Raw genomic sequence first — 19,850 nt, forward strand, 5'->3', positions numbered from 1 at the left:
ATTATTGAAACTTGCCGTGCTTGCCAAGCCCGGCCAAGCCGAGGTCGGCCAATTCCGCCAAAGTACGGCGCGCCCGGCCTTCAAAACTTGACGGTCAGGCGGTTTCATGATGAAGGTCAGGCCAACTATCACAAGGGCGCCTTAGCCCCGCAGATTTTCCGGAACATCGACAGAGACATGGCTACCGAACGATATAATCCGCGTGACGCCGAACCGCGCTGGCAGCAGGAATGGGATGCGCGCAAGGTCTTCGAGACGAGGAACGACGATCCGCGTGAAAAATACTACGTGCTCGAGATGTTCCCCTATCCGTCCGGACGGATCCATATGGGGCATGTGCGCAACTACACGATGGGCGACGTCGTCGCCCGCTACAAGCGCGCCCGCGGCTTCAACGTGCTGCATCCGATGGGGTGGGACGCCTTCGGCATGCCCGCCGAGAACGCCGCCATGGAGCGCGGCGTGCATCCGGCCGGCTGGACCTATCAGAACATCGCGGCGATGAAGGCGCAGCTCAAGGTCATGGGCCTGTCGCTCGACTGGAGCCGCGAATTCGCCACCTGCGATCCGGCCTATTACCAGCGCCAGCAATATCTGTTCCTCGATTTCCTGGAAAAAGGTCTGGTCTACCGCAAGCAGTCGAAGGTCAACTGGGATCCGATCGACAACACCGTGCTCGCCAACGAGCAGGTGATCGACGGTCGCGGCTGGCGCTCCGGCGCGCTGGTCGAGCAGCGCGAGCTGACCCAATGGTTCTTCCGTATCACCGATTTCAGCCAGGACCTGCTCGACTCGCTCGACACGCTGGATCAGTGGCCGGAAAAGGTGCGGCTGATGCAGAAGAACTGGATCGGTCGCTCCGAGGGGCTGTTGCTCCGGTGGGAACTCGATCCTGAGACCGTTCCCCGCGAGAGCAGCGAACTGACCGTCTACACGACGCGGCCCGACACGCTCTTCGGCGCCTCCTTCCTGGCGATTTCGGCCGACCACCCGCTTGCCAGGGAAGCCGCCGCCAGGGATGCGGCGGTCGACGCCTTCTGCGAGGAATGCCGGCGCGCCGGCACCTCGCTCGCCGCCCTCGAAACGGCCGAGAAAAAGGGCATCGACACCGGCATTCGCGCCCGCCACCCGTTCGATCCGAACTGGGAACTGCCCGTCTATGTCGCCAATTTCGTGCTGATGGACTATGGCACGGGCGCCATCTTCGGCTGCCCTTCCGGCGACCAGCGCGACCTGGATTTCGCCCTCGCCTACGGCCTGCCGGTCGTGCCGGTGGTGATGCCGAAGGATGCCGATGCCGCTTCCTTCACGATCGGCGACGAAGCCTATGTCGGTGACGGCGTGATGATCAATTCGCGCTTCCTGGATGGTCTCTCCACGGAAGAGGCCTTCGAGGCGGTCGCCTCGAAGCTCGAAAATGAGACGCTGAACGGCGCGCCGCGTGCGGAGCGCAAGGTGAATTTCCGCCTGCGCGACTGGGGTATCTCCCGGCAGCGTTATTGGGGCTGCCCGATCCCGGTCATCCATTGCGAGGCTTGCGGCGTCGTTCCGGTGCCGAAGGCGGATCTGCCGGTCACCCTGCCGCCGGACGTCACCTTCGACAAGCCGGGCAACCCGCTCGACCGGCACCCGACCTGGCGGCATGTCGCCTGCCCTGAATGCGGCAAGGATGCACGTCGGGAAACTGACACGATGGACACTTTCGTCGATTCCTCCTGGTACTTCACGCGCTTCACCGCGCCCTGGGAGGACAAGCCGACCGATCCGAAGGTCGCCAATCACTGGCTGCCGGTCGACCAGTATATCGGCGGCATCGAGCACGCCATCCTGCACCTGCTCTATTCGCGCTTTTTCACCCGTGCGATGAAGGCGACCGACCACGTGGCGCTGGACGAACCGTTCAAGGGTCTGTTCACACAAGGCATGGTCGTGCACGAGACCTATAGCCGCGGCGAGGGTGCGCAGCGCGAGTGGGTCACGCCGGCCGAAATCCGCATCGAGGAAATCGACGGCCGCCGCCGTGCGGTCTTGATCGAGACGGGGGAGGAAGTCGCCATCGGCTCGATCGAGAAGATGTCGAAATCCAAGAAGAACGTCGTCGATCCCGACGACATCATCGCTTCCTACGGCGCCGACACGGCACGCTTCTTCGTGCTCTCCGATTCGCCGCCGGACCGCGACGTGATCTGGTCCGAGGCGGGCGTCGAAGGCGCTCACCGCTTCGTACAGCGCGTCTGGCGGCTGGTGGGAGAAGCCGCGGAAGGCCTGCGCGGCGTAAATGCTTTGCCGGCTAAGGAAGGCGAGGGGTTGGCGATTTCTCAGACCGCCCATCGTACGCTCCGCGCCGTCGAAGCCGACTACGACAAGCTTGCCTTCAACAAGGCTGTCGCCCGCATCTACGAACTCGTCAACGCTCTTGCCGCACCGCTGACGCAAGTCGCCGCCGGCAAGGCCGACGGGTCCGTTACCGCTGCGGTTAAGGATGCAACGACGATCCTCATCGACCTGATTGCACCGATGATGCCGCATCTGGCGGAAGAGTGCTGGCGCGAGATCGGCGGTGAAGGGCTGATCGCCGAACGCCCATGGCCGGCCTTCGACCCGGCACTCGTCGTTGAGAACGAAATCACCTTGCCGGTGCAGATCAACGGCAAGAAACGCGCCGATTTGACAATCGCGCGCGACGCAGATCAGAGTGCGATCGAAAGCGCCGTCCTCGCGCTTGACGCCGTCCAGGCGGCGCTCAACGGCGGCAAACCGAAAAAAATCATCGTCGTGCCCCAAAGGATCGTCAATGTCGTTGTCTGAGAAAGCTGGCCTTCGTTCCCGCTCCTTTGGCGTGCTTGCCGGCACCTTGCTGCTAGCGGTACTGGCCGGTTGCCAGGTGCGTCCGCTCTATTCGGACGGCCCGACCGGCGCCACGTCCGCGGCCCTTGGCTCCGTCGAGATCTCGGAAGCCGACGACCGCGTCGAACAGGAAGTGCGCAATGCCTTGATCTTCCTGGCCGCCGGCGGTCGGGGCGAGCCCGTCAACCCGCAATACCATCTCGCCCTCAACGTCTCGCACCGGACGATGGGCGTGCTTTACGACGATGCCGAGGACCGCGCAGCCGCCGGCCGCATCGTCGTCAAGGCGGACTACAATCTGACGCGGACGGCGACAGGCGAGACGGTGAAGGCCGGCTATCGCTCGGCGGTTGCGCTCGCCGACTTCCCGGAACAGGAATTTGCCAAGGTGCGCGCCGTGCGTGACGCCGAAAGCCGCGCCGCAAAGGAACTGGCGGAACTCATCAGGGCCGATATCGCCGCCGCCCTTGGCCGCTGAGGACCGGTTAGTCGGATGAGCGAGGTCAAGTCGCACGAATTCGACAGCTTCTTGAACAGAGGCGCGTCGAACTACCGCCTTTTCCTGCTCTACGGCCCCGATCGCGGCCTTGTCTCGGAGCGCGCCGGGCAGCTTGCCGGCCGCTCCGGCGTTACTCTCGACGATCCGTTTGCCCTCGTGAAGCTTGACGCGTCGGAGCTGCAGCAGGGGGCCGGCCGGATACTGGACGAGGTCAATGCCATCGGTCTCTTCGGCGGCGAGAAACTCGTCTGGATCCGCGGCGCCTCGGGCGAGAAGGCGGTCGCCGAGGCGCTGCAAGTCCTCGCCGACAGCCCCCCCGCCGGCAGCACGCTCATCATCGAGGCCGGCGATCTCAAGAAGGGGGCAGCGCTCAGGAAGATCGGCGAATCCTCGCGGGCCGTCGCCTCGGTCGCCTGCTACAGCGATGATGCGCGCGGCCTGCACGCCCTGATCGACAAGGAACTCGCCGAGGCGGGTTTGCGCATAAGCCCGGCGGCGCGCGAGGATCTTGTTGAAGCGCTCGGCGGCGATCGTATCGCCTCGCGCAACGAGCTGCGCAAGCTCGCGCTCTACTGCCGCGGCAAGGATATTGTCGACGAGGAGGATGTCCTCGCCATCGTCGGTGATGCCAGCGCCATTTCTGTCGATGACGCGGTGGATGCGGTGCTCCAGGGTGACATCGATGCGCTGCTGCACGCCATGAAAAAGATCACCACGTCGAAAACGCCGCCTTTCCTGGTGCTGCAGGCCTGCCTCCGGCAGTTTCAGCAACTGGACGTGATGCGCGCCGAAATGGACGCGAACCGGCAACAGGCGAGCCAGGTGGTCGCAAGCCTCGGCCGCGGCCTGCATTTCCGGCGCAAGCCGATCGTCGAGGCGGCGCTGAAACATTGGACCGCGCCTGCGATCCGGCGCGAACTCGGTCGCCTGCAGGCGACCATCTATCAGAGCCGTGCCCGGCAGAGCCTCGAGGAAAGCCTCGTGCTGCAAAACCTGCTGGCAATTGCTATTCAATCGGCACGGCGCTGAAGGCCACCGCCGCGGTTGTAGCCTCAGCTCCATGCGAACCGAGCGCTTTCTTCAATAGAGCGCAACGGAGTTGCCGCCACGTCACTGCAGGAAATTGTGCCGCTCGGACGAGAATGGTCCGGCGTAGGCACTCGCTGGTCAACTGCTCTCCGGCGACAGGAGCGCGATCTTCAGCGCCGTTCAAGCAGCCGGCAGATCTCCTCGAGCTGATCGAGCGTCTTGTAGGCGATCCGAAGGTGTCCGCCGGAGGCCTTGTGGCTGACGGTAACTTCCAGCCCCAGACTGTCCGAAAGCGTCCGTTCCAGCGCCAGCGTGTCGGCGTCCTTTTCCTCGCGATGCCGCCCCTTGGCGAAGTTGGGATCGTTCTGGGCCTTGATGTCGTTCTGCGCGAGGCGCTCCGCGTCGCGTACCGAGAGCCCCTTGGCAACGATCGAGCGCGCCAGCGCCACCGGATCGGAGGTCGGCACCAGGGCGCGGGCGTGGCCGGCAGAGAGGCTGCCGTCGGAAAGCATGTCGCGCACCGGCTCCGGCAATTTTAGCAGCCGCAGGCTGTTGGCGACGTGGCTGCGGCTCTTGCCGATGATGTCGCCGAGGTCGTTCTGGGTGTAGCCGTGCTCGGCAATCAGCTGTTCGTAACCGAGCGCCTCTTCCAGCGGGTTGAGATCGGAGCGCTGGACGTTTTCGACGATGGCAATTTCCAGCGCCGTCCGATCGTCGACGTCGCGCACGATCACCGGAATCTCGGTGAAGCCGGCAAGCTGAGCGGCGCGCCAACGGCGCTCGCCCGCAATAATTTCGTAGCGTTCATGACCGACGGTGCGGACGACGACTGGTTGAACAATGCCATGTTGGCGGATCGAACTTGCCAGATCCTGGAGTTCCGCCTCGTCGAATTGCCGTCGCGGGTTGCGCGGGTTGCGCGAGACGAACTCAATTGGCACACGCCGGTCGGCATTGACCGGGCTCGTCGGCGCCGTTCCGCTCTGCAACGGCTGATCCATCTCGCCGATCAAGGCGGCCAAGCCGCGGCCAAGGCGTCTCTTGGAGCTGTCGTCGTTCATACTACACCCGATGATTACGAAACCGAAACAATCACGCAGCCTTGCGCTGCCGCTCACGCTGGATGACTTCCGAGGCCAGCTGCAGATAGGCCTGACTACCGGCGCATTTGAGATCATAGAGAATGGCCGGCTTGCCGTAGGACGGCGCCTCCGAAACACGGACGTTCCTGGGAATCAACGTGTGATAGACCTTCTCGCCCAGATGTGTCCTGACATCGTTGACGACCTGCTGGGCGAGATTGTTGCGCGAGTCGAACATTGTCAGCACGATGCCCTGAATATCCAGGCTCGGGTTGACGGTGCGGCGGACCTGATCGACCGTCTCCAGCAGCTGGCTCAGACCCTCGAGCGCGAAGAACTCGCATTGAAGCGGCACAAGCACCGAATGCGCCGCCGCCATGGCATTCATCGTCAGCAGGTTAAAGGAGGGCGGGCAATCCACGAGAACGTAGGAATAGGCGAGTGCCTCGGGCGCGGCGAGCGCCTTGCGCAGGCGGAAAACCCGATCGGACTCGCGAGAAATCTCCATTTCGACGCCGAGTAGATCCATGGTCGACGGGACGATGGCCAAGTTCGGCACCGCTGTCTCCTGGGCAATCTCGCCGATCGAGTGGCTCCCCATCATCAGCTCGTAGGATGACAAATGCCTATCGCGCCGCTGGATGCCCAGTCCGGTGCTGGCGTTCCCCTGAGGATCGAGATCGACGATCAGGACCCTTTCGCCGATCGCCGCCAGCGCTGTCGCCAGGTTGATTGCGGTGGTCGTCTTGCCAACGCCGCCTTTCTGATTGGCAATGGTGATGATCCGATTTCTTGGGCCAAACATGCTTCGCTCGCCTATCACTTCGTCCGACGTGAAAGATTTGCAATCTCGAGCACAACCGAATCCGGCTCGACGACACTTGCATGTTTTACCAGATCGAATTGAAAGCGGCTAACCGCTTTATCAACTTCCGTTTGATAATCCCGGCCTTTATGAAAGAAGGCGACGGTTTTCGCGTCGTTCTGAAGCATCCACGGCGCGCAATAGTCAAGCAATTGCGACAAATCGGCGAGCGCACGGGCCGAAATCGCGTCACAGCGCGGGATAGCGGAAGCGGTTTGCTCGATTCGAATCGGATGAACCGATCCGCGGGCCCCCGTTTCGTTGAGAGCAACGCGCAAAAATGCAGCCTTCTTGTTGTTGCTTTCGACGAGATGGACCCATCCATCTGAAAATTCGGAGAGACAGATGGCAGTGATAACGCCTGGGAAACCGCCGCCGCTGCCAAGATCTACCCAGACCTTGGGCGAAGGAGACAGCTGAAAGATCTGCAGACTGTCTAGTATATGGCGCTGCCACAGATCCTCAAGCGTAGACGGTGCCACAAGGTTGATCGACTTCGCCCACTTCTGAAAAAGCCCGGCGAAATGCTCCAGCTTTTCGTGCGTTTCACGTGAAACACGCAGCGCTTTCATGCGCTCGGCAGGACTCGCTTTCATTGCGCCGCACGCCCCGCAGCCAACGCACCGCGCTCCTGCCGCCGCAACCAGGACAGCAGCAGCGACACGGCCGCGGGGGTCATGCCATCGACCTTCATCGCCTGCGCCAAATTGCACGGCCGCTGCTGCGCCAGTTTTTGCTTCAGCTCGTTGGAGAGCCCCGGCAAGTCGCTATAGTCAAAGTCGTCCGGAATAGATGCGCTCTCTTCTCGCCGAACACCGGCGATGTCTGCCGCCTGGCGCTCCATATAGACGGCATAAGCAGCATCGATCTCCAGCGCTTCGATGACGCGCCGATCAATTCCTTCGAGCTGCGGCCACAGCGGTTTCAGCCCATCGATCGTCTGATCCGGGTAGGAAAGGATTTCGAAGGCTGAACGCCGCTGGCCGTCCTGGTTGAGCTTGAGGCCAAACCGCTTGCCCTCGGTCGGTGTGATCGACAGCGATTGCAGGAGCGTGCGGCCGTTCTCATAGGCACCCCTCCACGATGCAAAGCGGGCCCGGCGCGCCTCCCCAACGCAACCGAGCTCGATGCCGACCGGGGTCAAACGCATGTCGGCATTGTCGGCCCTAAGTGACAGGCGATACTCCGCCCGCGAGGTGAACATCCGATAGGGTTCGCTAATTCCGCGCGAGGTCAAATCGTCGACCATCACGCCAATATAGGAGTCTGTCCGGCTGAAGATGAAGGGCTCCCGGCCCGTCGCTGCCAGCGCGGCGTTGAGGCCGGCGACCAGGCCCTGCGCTCCAGCCTCTTCATAGCCGGTCGTTCCATTGATTTGACCAGCCAAGAACAGCCCGGGCATTTTTCGAACCGCCAACGACAACTGGAGCTCGCGCGGATCCACGTGATCATACTCGATGGCGTAGCCGGGCTGAAGAATCACCACATCCTCGAGGCCAGGAATGGTGCGGGTGAAGGCTTCCTGGACTTCCTCCGGCAACGACGTAGATATGCCGTTGGGATAGACGGTGTCATCGTCCAGTCCTTCGGGTTCGAGGAAGATCTGGTGACCGTCCCGTTCGCCGAAGCGGACGATCTTATCTTCTATCGACGGGCAGTAGCGCGGGCCGACTCCCTCGATCTGACCGGAATACATCGCCGAGCGGTGAATGTTGTCGGCAATGATTTTGTGGGTGGCGTCGGTCGTCCGGGTTACGCCGCAATCGATTTGGCGATTGATGATCGTGTCGGTCATGAAGGAGAAGGGCACCGGCTGCTCGTCCGGCCCCTGCCGGCCGACGCGGTCCCAGTCGATCGTCCGGCCGTCCAGCCGCGCGGGCGTGCCGGTCTTCAACCGTCCGAGCGCCAGGCCGGAGCGGGAGAGCGTCTCCGACAAGCCGAGCGACGGCTCTTCGCCGACGCGGCCAGCCGGAACCTTGCGATCGCCGATATGAATCAGTCCCTTGAGGAAAGTCCCCGTGGTCAGTACCACCGAGGCGGCCCTAAGGGCCCTGCCATCCTTCATGACCACGCCGGTGACGGCGTCGCCATCGGTCAGAAGGTCAAAGGCGTCACCTTCGATGACCGTGAGATTTTCAATAGCGCCGATCTCCCGCTGCATCGCTTCGCGATAGAGCCGGCGATCCGCCTGTGTGCGCGGTCCCCGGACCGCAGGCCCCTTGCGCCGATTGAGGAGCCGGAACTGGATGCCGGCGGCATCGGCGACGCGTCCCATCAGCCCGTCGAGGGCGTCGATCTCCCGAACCAAGTGCCCCTTGCCGAGGCCGCCGATCGCCGGGTTACAGGACATCACCCCGATTGTCTCGATTTTGTGGGTTACCAGAGCCGTCTGCGCGCCAAGCCGCGCCGCCGCCGAAGCGGCTTCGCAGCCGGCATGACCTCCGCCAATTACGATGACATCATAGCTCGTCATAGACACTCCCGCGCTCGGGTGTTGATTGTTAATCGCCGCATCCTGTCAAGAAGGTTTCACGTGAAACGAGCTTGCGACCCGCTTCGATCGCACGCCATCTCACTTGCCGATGCAGAACTCCGAGAATATCACGTCGAGCAGGTTCTCGACATCCACCCGACCAGTAATCCGTCCAAGTGCGTCGCCGGCGACGCGCAGCTGCTCAGCCTGGAGATCTGCGCCCTCGGTGCCCAAGGCGCGCGCCAGCGCGACGCTGGCCTGTTTCAGGCAATCCACATGACGCTTTCTTGACGGGATTGCAAGTGACGTCCGCCCGGCGAGATCCGGCAGGTGCGCCGTGATTTTTTTCAGCAACTCGCCGATGCCGTCGCCGGTCTTCGTCGACAGAAACACATCCGCCTGACCCGCCCGCCAAATCGTTGCGTTTCGGTCGAACTTGGTAGCAACCCGAATGATCGGAGCTTCATCAGCAATCGGCTCGTTCAAAACAAAGCCGTCCGGTTTTTCCGATAGCAGGAGGATCAAATCGGCGTGTCCGATAACTTCCCTTGCCCGGCGGATGCCTTCACGCTCGACGATCTCGTCCGTCTCCCGCAGCCCGGCCGTGTCGAATAGTTTCACCGAGAATCCGGCTAAGGAAAGGTCGACCGAGATGACGTCACGAGTCGTGCCGGCGATCTCCGTCACGATGGCAATGTCCCGCTTCGCCAGCGTATTGAGAAGGCTCGACTTGCCGGCATTCGGCGCGCCGGCAATGACGATCTTAAGGCCATCGCGAATGATCTCGGCCAGCCCGGCCTTTCCGGTATGGGCGTCGATCTCTGCCTGAAGCTTCTCGACATCCCTCCAGATCGTGCCGCTGACGGAGCCCGGGACATCCTCTTCATCGGCAAAGTCGAGTTCCGCCTCGATCATCGCGCGTGCATGGGTCAGGCGTCGCGCCCAGCCGTGGTAAAGAGCCGATTGACCGCCGCTCGCCTGTTCGATCGCCAGGCGACGCTGCATTTCGGTTTCGGCCGAAATCAGGTCGGCCAGTCCCTCGACCTCGACGAGGTCCAACTTGCCGTTCTGAAAAGCGCGCCGCGAGAATTCGCCAGCGTCTGCGTGCCGCAATCCATCGAACTCGCCAAGCGCCTCGAGGACGGCGTGCACGACGGCTCGCCCGCCATGGAGCTGCAGCTCGCAGCAATCCTCCCCCGTGAACGACGACGGTCCGGGAAAATAGATCAACAGCCCGCTATCGAGCATCTCACCGTTTCGATTCCGAATCGTTCGGAGCGAGGCGGAGCGCGGTTTTGGCAGAGCGCCGCAAAGCTGCACGATCGCACCGGCCGTCGCCGGCCCGCTGATGCGAATGACAGCAATCCCGGCGGGCAGGGCGCCGCTGGAGAGCGCGTAGATAGTGTCCGTGAGCTGCATCGGCTTGTTCGATTTGGTGAGCACACAGGTCAAACCTGTGCGCCGGCGGCGTCTTCCGTCTGTATCGAGGAGCTAACTCTCTCTCCTTGCGCCCGAAACAGACGCAGCTGTCGGCACAGGGAACGGCGCAGACTTATGCATGTCTGGGCGCCGGAATGCAAGTATGGTGGGCCCTCGGAGTCCGGCGCAACGTCGGCATTGTTTCACGTGAATCACCGCCGTGCACGGAAGCCGAAGGTCATCTTGGGTTGCCAACGTCAGATCGGCTCGCTGCCCCTCATAGAAAAAGGCGGGACTCGCGAGTCCCGCCTTGCCACAAGAGTCGCCGCAGACCCGATCAGGTGTTCATCGAATCGAAGAAGTCGCCGTTGGTCTTCGTCTGCTTGAGCTTGTCGATCAGGAACTCGATCGCGTCGGTCGTGCCCATCGGCGCGAGAATGCGACGCAACACAAAGATCTTCTGCAGGTCCTGGCGCGGCACCAGCAGGTCTTCCTTGCGCGTGCCGGACTTCAGGATATCCATGGCCGGGAAGATACGCTTGTCGGCGACCTTGCGGTCAAGGACGATTTCCGAGTTGCCGGTGCCCTTGAACTCTTCAAAGATGACTTCGTCCATGCGGCTGCCCGTGTCGATCAGCGCCGTCGCGATAATCGTCAGCGAGCCGCCTTCCTCGATGTTGCGGGCCGCGCCGAAGAAGCGCTTTGGCCGCTGCAGCGCATTGGCGTCGACACCGCCGGTGAGCACCTTGCCTGATGACGGAACGACGGTGTTGTAGGCACGTCCGAGGCGCGTAATCGAATCGAGCAGAATGACCACATCGCGGCCGTGCTCAACGAGTCGCTTGGCCTTTTCGATCACCATCTCGGCCACCTGCACGTGGCGCGTCGCCGGTTCGTCGAACGTCGAGGAGACGACTTCGCCCTTCACCGAGCGCTGCATGTCGGTCACTTCTTCCGGCCGCTCGTCGATCAGGAGAACGATCAGATAGCATTCCGGGTGATTGGCGGTGATCGAATGGGCGATGTTCTGCAGGAGAACCGTCTTACCGGTACGCGGCGGCGCGACGATCAGGCCGCGCTGGCCCTTGCCGAGCGGCGCCACCAAGTCGATGACCCGGGCAGACAGGTCCTTGGAGGTCGGTACTTCCAGTTCCATCTTGAAGCGCTCATTCGGGTAGAGCGGCGTCAGGTTGTCGAAGTGGACCTTATGGCGGATCTTCTCCGGATCGTCGAAATTGATCGTGTTGACCTTGAGCAGCGCGAAGTAGCGCTCGCCTTCCTTCGGTCCGCGGATCGGCCCCTCGACCGTATCGCCCGTCTTCAACGAGAAGCGGCGAATCTGCGACGGCGAAATGTAGATGTCGTCCGGACCGGGCAGGTAATTTGCATTTGCCGACCGAAGAAAGCCAAAGCCGTCCTGAAGGACCTCGACAACGCCTTCCCCGATGATTTCTATTTCTTGCGTGGCCAGATTTTTGAGGATGGCGAACATCAGCTCCTGCTTGCGCATGGTGCTGGCGTTTTCGACCTCGAGCTCTTCGGCAAAGGCCAGGAGATCCGTCGGCGTCTTGTTCTTGAGGTCTTGAAGCTTCATTTCAGCCATGAAGAGTCCATGTCTTGTAGGGGAATGGGAGAGGCGTGATTTTCGTAAGGGAGCTGCGAGGGGAAAGGGGGCAGGCTCTAAACTTCGTCACAGGCCTTGGGGATGAAGGAGATGCGCGAAAATAGCGATTCACGTGGAACGCCGCAAGGGGGCGCAGCAATTTAGCGGCAACTATTGCAGCTGCGAATCGTTTGAATTCAGAATGGTTTCACGACGGCGAGGATAACGATGACGATCATCAACAGCGTCGGAGCCTCGTTCATCAGCCTCCAGTAGCGCGCGGTCCTTCGATTCACGTCTCGCTCAAAGTCGGAGACCGCCCGGCTAAAATGCATATGCACCAGCGTCAGCAGAAAGACGCAGAAAAGCTTCGCGTGAAGCCAGCCGCCGCTAAACCCGTAGACGCTCCAGGCGAGATGGAGGCCGAGCAGCCAGGCGATCATCATCGCCGGGTTCATGATGACTTTCAGAAGCCGCCGCTCCATCGTCTTGAAGGTCTCGGACTGCGCCGACCCCGGCACGGCGTCGGTGTGATAGATGAAGAGCCGCGGCATATAGAGCAGCGCCGCCATCCAGGAGATCACTGCGATGATGTGGAACGCCTTGATCCAGAGATACAGATCGTCCGGCTCCCCGATGAAGAGCGCCGCCAGCAGCGCGACGAAGATCAAAAGGGCGGCGATCGCGCGTAGCCGCGCCCGCCTTCCGGGCGCGCTATCGGTTTGCCGCTCGATCATCCCCTGATCCCACGAACGCGCGCCACCAGGGCCGCGACGTTCTCCGGGTCCGCCTCCGGCGTGATGCCGTGGCCGAGATTGAAGATCAACGGCCCGTTGCCGAGCGCATCGAGAATGCGGTCGATGCCGTTTTCCATGGCCGACCCGCCGGCAACGACCCGCATCGGATCGAGATTGCCCTGGACCGGTCCGTCCCTCTGCAATTCTGCGGCAAAGGACAGCGGCACCGTCCAGTCGAGGCCGATCGCGTCCGCCCCCGTCAAGCGGCGATAGTCCTTGAGCAGCAGGCCCGCACCCTTTGCAAAGGCGATGATTTTCGCGGAAGGCCGGCGGGCCCGCACCGATAATATCATCCGCCGCACCGGCTCCACGGCAAAGCGGGCGAACTCGTCCTCGCCGAGCACGCCTGCCCAGGAATCGAAGACCTGCACCGCATCGGCGCCGGCATCGATCTGCTCGACGAGATAGTCGGCCGAGACATCGGCAAGGAACGCCAGAAGCTGCTCGAAGGCCTTCGGATCACGGTAGGCAAAGAGCCGCGCCGGCGCCTGGTCCGGCGTGCCGCGGCCGGCGATCATATAGGTCGCAACCGTCCACGGGGCCCCGCAGAAGCCGAGCAGGGTCGTCTCCTGAGGCAATTCCCGCCGAAGCCGAGAGACGGTTTCAAAGACGGGAGCCAGATGGTTCAAAACCTGATCGGCCTTGAGGCTTGCTATGCCGTCGGTGTCGATCGGATCCATCCGCGGTCCATGGCCCTCTTCGAAACGGACGTTTCGGTGCAGCGCGTCGGGAATGACGAGAATATCGGAGAAGAGGATCGCAGCGTCGAAGGCATAGCGCCGGATCGGTTGCAGCGTCACCTCGACGGCGAGATCCGGCGAATAACAGAGATCGAGGAAGCTCCCGGCCTTCGCGCGTGTCGCCCGGTATTCCGGCAGATAGCGGCCGGCCTGGCGCATCAGCCAGACGGGCGGAGGCGTAAGGCATTTCCCGTTCAACACCTCAAGAACTTTGCGACGTGTCTCGGCCACTCGCCATTTCCCAATCTAAAATCAACCTATTTGAAATTGTTTCTATTTCTTAGAGTCGGTGGCTATCAAGGATTAAAATCAATCCTCAGTTCATCCAACCGCCGCCGATCGCCACGCGTATCATTGGAGAAAGTTCGTCTGGATTGCCAACGGATCGGGAAAAGTTGAGAAAAGACAGGAAAGTCAGCATCTTGCCCAGGCGTTCGGATTTGCGATTCCTGTGGACAAGGAGTCGATCGGCGTGACAATTTGTCGTCGGCTTGAGTCTTGTCCACAACTGCGCCCGGGCGTTTTTCGTCCGGGCTTCGGATGTGAATAACGCGACCCTTTTCCACGGGCCTAAGCGGCGGCCGCGATTTTGGCCGCCGGTGTCCCGGCCTATCAACAGCCTCCGGAGAATTGCGTGGAGAACCGAAAAAATTACTTCCACCTGCATCTCGTCTCCGATTCGACGGGCGAGACGCTGATAGCCGCCGGCCGCGCCGCCGCGGCGCAATTCCAGTCCTCGCACGCGCTCGAGCATGTCTATCCGCTGATCCGCAACAGGAAGCAGTTGATGCAGGTTCTCGATGCGATCGACGGCGCACCGGGCATCGTGCTTTATACGATCGTCGATCGGGAACTAGCCGGCATGATCGACCAGCGCTGCCGCGAGATCGGCGTTCCCTGCGTCTCCGTCCTCGACCCGATTATCGAACTGTTCCAATCCTATCTCGGTTCGCCGTCGCGGCGCCGTTCGGGCGCACAGCATGTCATGGATGCCGATTATTTCGCCCGGATCGAGGCGCTGAACTTCACCATGGATCACGACGACGGGCAGATGCCGGCCGATTTCAACGAGGCGGATGTCGTGCTCGTCGGCGTGAGCCGGACCTCCAAGACGCCGACGAGCATCTATCTCGCCAATCGCGGCATCAAGACCGCCAACATTCCGATTGTCCCCGGCGTGCCCTTGCCGGAGGGCCTGCTCAAGGCGACGAAGCCGCTGGTGGTGGGGCTGATCGCCAGCGCCGACCGGCTCTCCCAGGTCCGCCAGCATCGCCTGCTCGGTACGACCCCGAGCTTTCATGGCGAGGACTATACGGATCGGGCGGCGATCTCCGAGGAGCTGAAATATGCCCGCACGCTCTGCGCCCGCAACAACTGGCCGCTGATCGACGTGACCCGCCGTTCGATCGAGGAAACCGCCGCGGCGATCGTTGCCCTTCGCCCCCGGCTCAGATAGAGCGGAGCCCAGGAACCGGAAGGTCGCACAGCAGCCGTTCGGTCGCGCCGTTCGGTTCCGGTTCATGCGGAATCGATCATGATGATCGCATGCGACCGGTCCAGCGACCATCGTGATCTCGGAACTGCGGATTGAGAAGATGACATCCTCGCTCGTGCTCGCCTCTGCCAGCCCCTTTCGGCGCGCTCTCCTGGAAAACGCCGGGCTGACATTTGCGGCCCGCGCAGCGCAGGTGGACGAGCGCGCCCTGGAACGACCGCTGGAAGAGGCGGGTGCCTCGCCTTCCGAGGTGGCGCTTACACTAGCGGAAGCCAAGGCGAAGGATGTGTCGCGCCATTTCGCAGGCGCGCTGGTGATCGGCAGCGACCAGACGATGTCGCTTGGCACCCGCGTCTATCACAAGCCGAAAGATATGGCGGAGGCGACTGAACATCTCCTCTCGCTCTCCGGCAGGACGCACAGCCTGAACAGCGCCATCGTCCTCGTCCGTGACGGTGAGGTCCTCTGGCGGCATGTGTCGACCGCGCGTATGACGGTCAGGCCGCTGGAACGCGCCTTTGCCGAACGGCATCTGAGAAGGGTCGGGGAGAAGGCGCTTTCGAGCGTCGGCGCCTATCAGCTCGAAGGTGAGGGGATCCAGCTCTTCGAGAAGATCGACGGCGATTACTTCACGATCCTAGGTCTGCCGATGCTGCCGCTTCTTGAAAAACTCCGCGAATTGGGATCGATCGATGCGTGATTCACGTGAAACATTTTTTAACCACGCCTTCGTCACCGGCTATCCCATCAAGCATTCTCGCTCGCCGCTGATCCACGGCTATTGGCTGAAACAGTTCGGCATTGCCGGAAGCTACCGGGCCCACGAGGTGACCCCGGCGGCCTTCCCTGATTTCATGCGCAATCTGCGGGAGGGCAGCACTGGCTTCTGCGGCGGCAATGTCACCATCCCCCACAAGGAGATGGCTTTCGAGCTCTCCGACCGGCCGGACGAGCTGAGTGCCGAGCTCGGCGCCGCCAATACCCTCTGGCTCGAAGACCGACAAATCTACGCGACCAATACCGACGGGCGCGGTTTCGTCGCCAATCTCGACGAGCGGGCAAGCGGCTGGGATCGTACCTCCACGGCCGTCATTCTCGGCGCCGGCGGCGCCAGCCGCGCCGTGATCCAGGCGGTCCGCGATCGCGGCGTCAGGACGATCCATGTGGTGAACCGCACGGCCGCCAGGGCCCAGGAACTGGCTGACCGGTTTGGCGAGGCCGTCGAGGCCCATCCGATCGCCGCCCTTTCCGAGGTCATGGCCGATGCCGGTCTGTTCGTGAATACGACCTCGCTCGGCATGGACGGCGAGCCGGCGCCGTCGATCGATTTCTCGCCGCTCGCAGCCGGCGCGGTGGTCACCGACATCGTCTATGTGCCGTTGAAAACGCCGCTCCTTCGCCAGGCCGAAGAGCAGGGCTTCCGGATCGTCGACGGCCTTGGCATGCTCCTGCACCAGGCCGTGCCGGGTTTCGAGAAATGGTTCGGCCGGAAACCGAAAGTCGATGAAACGCTTCGGCAAATTATTATCGAAGATATGGACGTGCACGCATGATCACCGTCGGGCTCACCGGCTCCATCGGCATGGGAAAAACGACGGCGGCTCAGATGTTCCGGGAGCTCGGCGTCCCGGTGAACGACGCGGACGAGGTGGTTCACGATCTCTATCGCGGGGAAGCGGTGGCGCCGGTCGAAGCAGCCTTTCCGGGCGTCGCCAAGGACGGCATCGTCGATCGGGCGGAGCTTTCCCGGCAGTTGCTGGCGCAACCGGAGCGCCTCGGCGAACTGGAGCGGATCGTTCACCCGCTTGTCCGGGCGAGGGAAGATGCGTTCGTGGCAAGGCACAGGACGGCGGGAGCGGCTTTCGTGCTTCTCGATATCCCGCTGCTTTTCGAGACCAAGGCCGAGAAGCGCCTCGACCGGGTCGTCGTCGTCAGCTGCGATGCGGAGATCCAGCGAGAGCGTGTCATGAAGCGCCCGGGCATGACCGCCGAGAAATTCGCGATGATTCTCGCGCGGCAGGTGCCCGACAGTGAAAAGCGCGCCCGGGCGGATTACGTCATCGACACGAGCGACAGTTTCGACGTTACCCGGGAGCAGGTCCGCGCCATTGTCGATCGTTTGACCGTGGACAGCCCCTGACCCGCGGCCATGAGCATCTTCAACTGGAAAAGCAACGACATTAAAATCGGTCGCACGAACGGATCAACTGATTCGCCGAGTAGCCCGTCTTAGGAAAATTCATGCGTGAGATCATTTTCGATACGGAAACGACCGGCCTCGACAGCCGTGAGGACCGGGTGATCGAGATCGGCGGCGTCGAGCTCGAGAACCAGTTTCCGACCGGACGGACAATCCATCTCTATATCAATCCGGGCGACCGCAAGGTGCATCCCGATGCGCTCGCCGTGCACGGCATCACCGACGACTTCCTGAAGGACAAGCCATCCTTTGCCGACGTGGTCGAGCAGATCGTCGACTTCTTCGGAGATGCGCGCTGGGTCGCACACAACGCGACCTTCGATATCGGCTTCATCAATGCCGAGTTCGACCGTTTGGGGCTGCCGCCGATCGCGATCGATCGGGTGACCGATACGCTGGCCATGGCACGGCGCAAGCACCCGATGGGCCCGAATTCGCTCGATGCGCTGTGCCGTCGCTATGGCATCGACAACTCGCATCGCGCCAAGCACGGCGCCCTTCTCGACTCCGAGCTGCTCGCCGAAGTCTATATCGAAATGATCGGCGGCCGCCAGGCGGCGCTGGGGCTGGTGACGAGCGAGATCAACGGTCTTGCCGTACAGGCGGACGATGGTCCGATCATCGTCATGCAAAGGGAGCGGGTGCTGACGCCGCGCCTGACGGAAGCCGAGATCGCGGCCCATGCGGCGCTCGTTTCCAAGATCGGTGCGAAGGCGATCTGGGTAAAGTACAGCGGCTGAAAGCCCGCAACAAAAACCCGGCCTTCTGAGCCGGGTTTTTTGCACTTATTCGAGGATGCGTCAGTTCGTCGTCGTGTTGCTGTTGGCAACCTGGGCGCGGACTTTCTCCTCCGCCATGCGCTGAGCGAACATCTGCGCAAAATCGATCGGGTCGATCATCAGCGGCGGGAAGCCGCCGTTGCGGGTCGCGTCGGCGACGATCTGGCGGGCAAAGGGGAAGAGCAGGCGCGGGCACTCGATGAAGAGCAGCGGCAGCATGTGCTCCTGCGGGAAGCCAGATACGCGGAAAACGCCGCCATAGGCGAGCTCGACGTTGAACAGCACCTTGTCGCCGTCCTGAGCCTGGGCGTTCAGCGAGAGAACGACGTCGAAATCGTTCTCCGCGAGCGGATTGGCATTGACGTTGACATTGATGTTGATCGAGGGCGCGCGATCGCGGGCCTGCAGCGAACGCGGGGCGCCGGGGTTCTCGAAGGAGAGGTCCTTGACGTACTGGGCCAGGATGTTGAGCGACGGGCTCTGCTGGGCCTCGCCATTGCCGTTGGATGCGGTATCAGTCGTCATAAGAGTTTCCTCGGACTTCGAATTGGTGAGGCCATCTAGCACTTCGGACCTGGGCTTACAACCCTCGAAGCCGGGACCGGTTCCCCGGACTGAAAGGCGTTACGGCCCCCTTCGCCGACCGGATTCACTATCGCCCTGACCTACCCGGAAATCCGGTTGCCAGGCGGCGAGGGACCGTTTTCGTCGTCGTTCCTTCTGGAGAACTCGTCCGTGTCGAGGTCGATGATCGTCGGGCCGCGCGGCCGGTCGCTGCCGCGGCCGCCGGAGTAGAAGCCGCTTCCGGTCGTCAGGATCGTCAGCCGCGTCTGCAGGAAGGAGGAGATGGCGCGCCTGACCGGCGGCAGGAAGAGAATGACACCAGCGATGTCGGTGATGAAGCCCGGGACGATCAGCAGGATTGCTGCAACGAAGATGAGCGCACCGCCGAGAAGATCCGGGCCCGGGTCCTTTCCGGCCCGGGCCGCCTCCTGCACGCGGCGCAAAGTGCCGAGACCTTGGATGCGTAAGAGCAGGACGCCGGCAACTCCGCTCACTAGGACGGCCAGCAGCGTCATCGCCAGGCCGAGTTCGCGGCCGACGACCACGAAGCCGGCAATCTCTGCGATCGGCAGGCCGAGGATGACGAGGGGAATGATCAGCGACCGCATCGATCGTGCTCGCAAGAAGATGAGTGCAATTGACCGGTCTCCGGTTTATGGGTGCGACATCGCCATTTGAATGGTTTATCCTTGCGGACTATATGGAACACCAAGAGAAATTCTAACAGCGGTTCCGGGTAGAAATGGGCTCTTTCGACTTCATCACGTTTTTTTTCCTGATCGCGGCTGTGGTCATCTTCTTGCAATTGCGCAGCGTCCTTGGCCGCAGGACAGGAAATGAACGACCGCCTTTCGACCCCTATTCGCCGCGCGAGGCGCAGGGTCCGGAGGCAAGGGACAATGGCAAGGTCGTGCAGCTCCCTCGCCGCGAGAGCAGCGCGGAGGACGAGTCCCGTTACGCCGCCATCGATGGCTTTTCCAAGCCCGGCACGCCGCTGAACGCGCAACTGCGGGCGCTCAGCGACGCAGACCCGAGCTTCCAGCCCGCCGAATTCCTCAACGGCGCGAAGATGGCCTACGAGATGATCGTCATGGCCTTCGCCGACGGCGACCGCAAGACACTGAAAAGTCTTCTGTCCCGCGAGGTGTATGAAGGCTTCGAAGCGGCGATCGCCGAACGGGAGGCCAAGGGAGAGGTGGTCAAGTCGACCTTCGTCGGTATCGAAAAGGCCGAGATCGTCCATGCGGAGCTCAAGGACACTGAAGAGAACGTCACCGTTCGCATCGTCAGCCAGCTCATCTCCGCCACCTACGACAAACAGGGCAAGCTGATCGACGGCGACGCCGATTCGGTTGCCGAAGTGAATGACCTCTGGACCTTTGCGCGCGACATCCGCTCGCGCGATCCGAACTGGAAGCTGATCGCCACCGAATCGGAAACTTGACCGCAAGGGGCGAT

19 protein-coding genes are annotated in these 19,850 nt (G+C 62.2%); 9 read left to right on the top strand and 10 right to left on the bottom strand.

From position 1 onward, the window contains the following. Positions 1-177 precede the first annotated feature (177 nt). From leuS to holA, 3 genes are read left to right on the top strand one after another with little or no spacing between them, the layout of a single operon-like run. On the top strand, positions 178-2,808 hold the full coding sequence (gene leuS / locus SS05631_RS17600; RefSeq protein WP_037418406.1) for a leucine--tRNA ligase: 2,631 nt from the start codon (positions 178-180) through the stop codon (positions 2,806-2,808). Further along, on the top strand, positions 2,795-3,325 hold the full coding sequence (gene lptE / locus SS05631_RS17605; protein WP_037418408.1) for an LPS assembly lipoprotein LptE: 531 nt from the start codon (positions 2,795-2,797) through the stop codon (positions 3,323-3,325). Before leuS ends, lptE begins: the two co-directional genes overlap by 14 nt. 15 nt (positions 3,326-3,340) lie before the next feature. After that, a complete protein-coding gene (gene holA / locus SS05631_RS17610; protein WP_037418410.1) occupies positions 3,341-4,375 on the top strand; it encodes a DNA polymerase III subunit delta in 1,035 nt (344 codons plus the stop codon). 170 nt (positions 4,376-4,545) lie between these two features. Here the strand turns inward: holA and SS05631_RS17615 are convergent, their stop codons facing one another. From SS05631_RS17615 to hemE, 8 genes are all read right to left on the bottom strand, one after another. Then, positions 4,546-5,436, bottom strand: a complete 891-nt coding sequence (locus SS05631_RS17615; protein WP_037418412.1) for a ParB/RepB/Spo0J family partition protein — start codon at positions 5,434-5,436, stop codon at positions 4,546-4,548. A gap of 31 nt (positions 5,437-5,467) precedes the next feature. Then, positions 5,468-6,262: a ParA family protein gene (locus SS05631_RS17620; RefSeq protein ID WP_037418415.1), complete on the bottom strand. Its 795-nt coding sequence runs from the start codon at positions 6,260-6,262 to the stop codon at positions 5,468-5,470. Between the two features lie 14 nt (positions 6,263-6,276). After that, positions 6,277-6,918, bottom strand: coding sequence for a 16S rRNA (guanine(527)-N(7))-methyltransferase RsmG (rsmG, locus tag SS05631_RS17625; protein ID WP_037418417.1), 642 nt, complete (start codon positions 6,916-6,918; stop codon positions 6,277-6,279). After that, complete coding sequence (gene mnmG / locus SS05631_RS17630; RefSeq protein WP_037418420.1) at positions 6,915-8,795, bottom strand: tRNA uridine-5-carboxymethylaminomethyl(34) synthesis enzyme MnmG; 1,881 nt, start codon at positions 8,793-8,795, stop codon at positions 6,915-6,917. Before mnmG ends, rsmG begins: the two co-directional genes overlap by 4 nt. Positions 8,796-8,894: 99 nt before the next feature. Then, positions 8,895-10,214 carry a tRNA uridine-5-carboxymethylaminomethyl(34) synthesis GTPase MnmE gene (gene mnmE / locus SS05631_RS17635; protein WP_037418441.1) on the bottom strand — a complete coding sequence of 440 codons (1,320 nt, stop codon included), beginning with the start codon at positions 10,212-10,214 and terminating at the stop codon, positions 8,895-8,897. A 337-nt stretch (positions 10,215-10,551) separates the two neighbouring features. Further along, the gene (gene rho / locus SS05631_RS17640; protein WP_082911953.1) at positions 10,552-11,817 is read right to left on the bottom strand and encodes a transcription termination factor Rho; all 1,266 of its coding nucleotides are present in this window, start codon (positions 11,815-11,817) and stop codon (positions 10,552-10,554) included. Positions 11,818-12,014: 197 nt separating this feature from the next. Next, a complete protein-coding gene (gene hemJ, locus SS05631_RS17645; RefSeq protein WP_083854006.1) occupies positions 12,015-12,554 on the bottom strand; it encodes a protoporphyrinogen oxidase HemJ in 540 nt (179 codons plus the stop codon). Next, positions 12,551-13,585: a uroporphyrinogen decarboxylase gene (gene hemE, locus SS05631_RS17650; protein ID WP_037418423.1), complete on the bottom strand. Its 1,035-nt coding sequence runs from the start codon at positions 13,583-13,585 to the stop codon at positions 12,551-12,553. Before hemE ends, hemJ begins: the two co-directional genes overlap by 4 nt. A 403-nt stretch (positions 13,586-13,988) precedes the next feature. Here hemE and SS05631_RS17655 point away from each other — a divergent pair, with 403 nt between their 5' ends. The 5 genes from SS05631_RS17655 to dnaQ all read left to right on the top strand — a co-directional run bounded on the left by SS05631_RS17655 (position 13,989) and on the right by dnaQ (position 17,789). After that, the gene (locus SS05631_RS17655; protein ID WP_037418425.1) at positions 13,989-14,810 is read left to right on the top strand and encodes a pyruvate, water dikinase regulatory protein; all 822 of its coding nucleotides are present in this window, start codon (positions 13,989-13,991) and stop codon (positions 14,808-14,810) included. Between the two features lie 139 nt (positions 14,811-14,949). After that, entirely contained in the window at positions 14,950-15,549 is a 600-nt protein-coding gene (locus SS05631_RS17660) for a Maf-like protein (RefSeq protein WP_037418427.1), read from the top strand. Beyond that, positions 15,542-16,402 carry a shikimate dehydrogenase gene (locus SS05631_RS17665; RefSeq protein ID WP_037418430.1) on the top strand — a complete coding sequence of 287 codons (861 nt, stop codon included), beginning with the start codon at positions 15,542-15,544 and terminating at the stop codon, positions 16,400-16,402. Before SS05631_RS17660 ends, SS05631_RS17665 begins: the two co-directional genes overlap by 8 nt. After that, complete coding sequence (coaE, locus tag SS05631_RS17670) at positions 16,399-16,989, top strand: dephospho-CoA kinase (protein WP_037418433.1); 591 nt, start codon at positions 16,399-16,401, stop codon at positions 16,987-16,989. The genes SS05631_RS17665 and coaE overlap by 4 nt, the downstream gene beginning before the upstream one ends. A gap of 101 nt (positions 16,990-17,090) precedes the next feature. After that, positions 17,091-17,789: a DNA polymerase III subunit epsilon gene (dnaQ, locus tag SS05631_RS17675; protein ID WP_037418436.1), complete on the top strand. Its 699-nt coding sequence runs from the start codon at positions 17,091-17,093 to the stop codon at positions 17,787-17,789. A gap of 60 nt (positions 17,790-17,849) precedes the next feature. On the opposite strand, the gene secB is transcribed toward dnaQ, so the two are convergent. Further along, positions 17,850-18,353 carry a protein-export chaperone SecB gene (secB, locus tag SS05631_RS17680; protein WP_095678026.1) on the bottom strand — a complete coding sequence of 168 codons (504 nt, stop codon included), beginning with the start codon at positions 18,351-18,353 and terminating at the stop codon, positions 17,850-17,852. Positions 18,354-18,493: 140 nt separating this feature from the next. After that, positions 18,494-19,000 (bottom strand): FxsA family protein, encoded by a 507-nt coding sequence (locus tag SS05631_RS17685; RefSeq protein ID WP_037418453.1) that lies wholly within the window; start codon positions 18,998-19,000, stop codon positions 18,494-18,496. Between the two features lie 134 nt (positions 19,001-19,134). Between SS05631_RS17685 and SS05631_RS17690 the strand changes: the two genes are divergently transcribed. Next, the gene (locus SS05631_RS17690) at positions 19,135-19,836 is read left to right on the top strand and encodes a Tim44/TimA family putative adaptor protein (protein ID WP_037418455.1); all 702 of its coding nucleotides are present in this window, start codon (positions 19,135-19,137) and stop codon (positions 19,834-19,836) included. The last annotated feature ends 14 nt before the right edge of the window (positions 19,837-19,850 follow it).

It is taken from the genome of Sinorhizobium sp. CCBAU 05631, assembly GCF_002288505.1.
Lineage (GTDB): Bacteria > Pseudomonadota > Alphaproteobacteria > Rhizobiales > Rhizobiaceae > Sinorhizobium > Sinorhizobium fredii_C.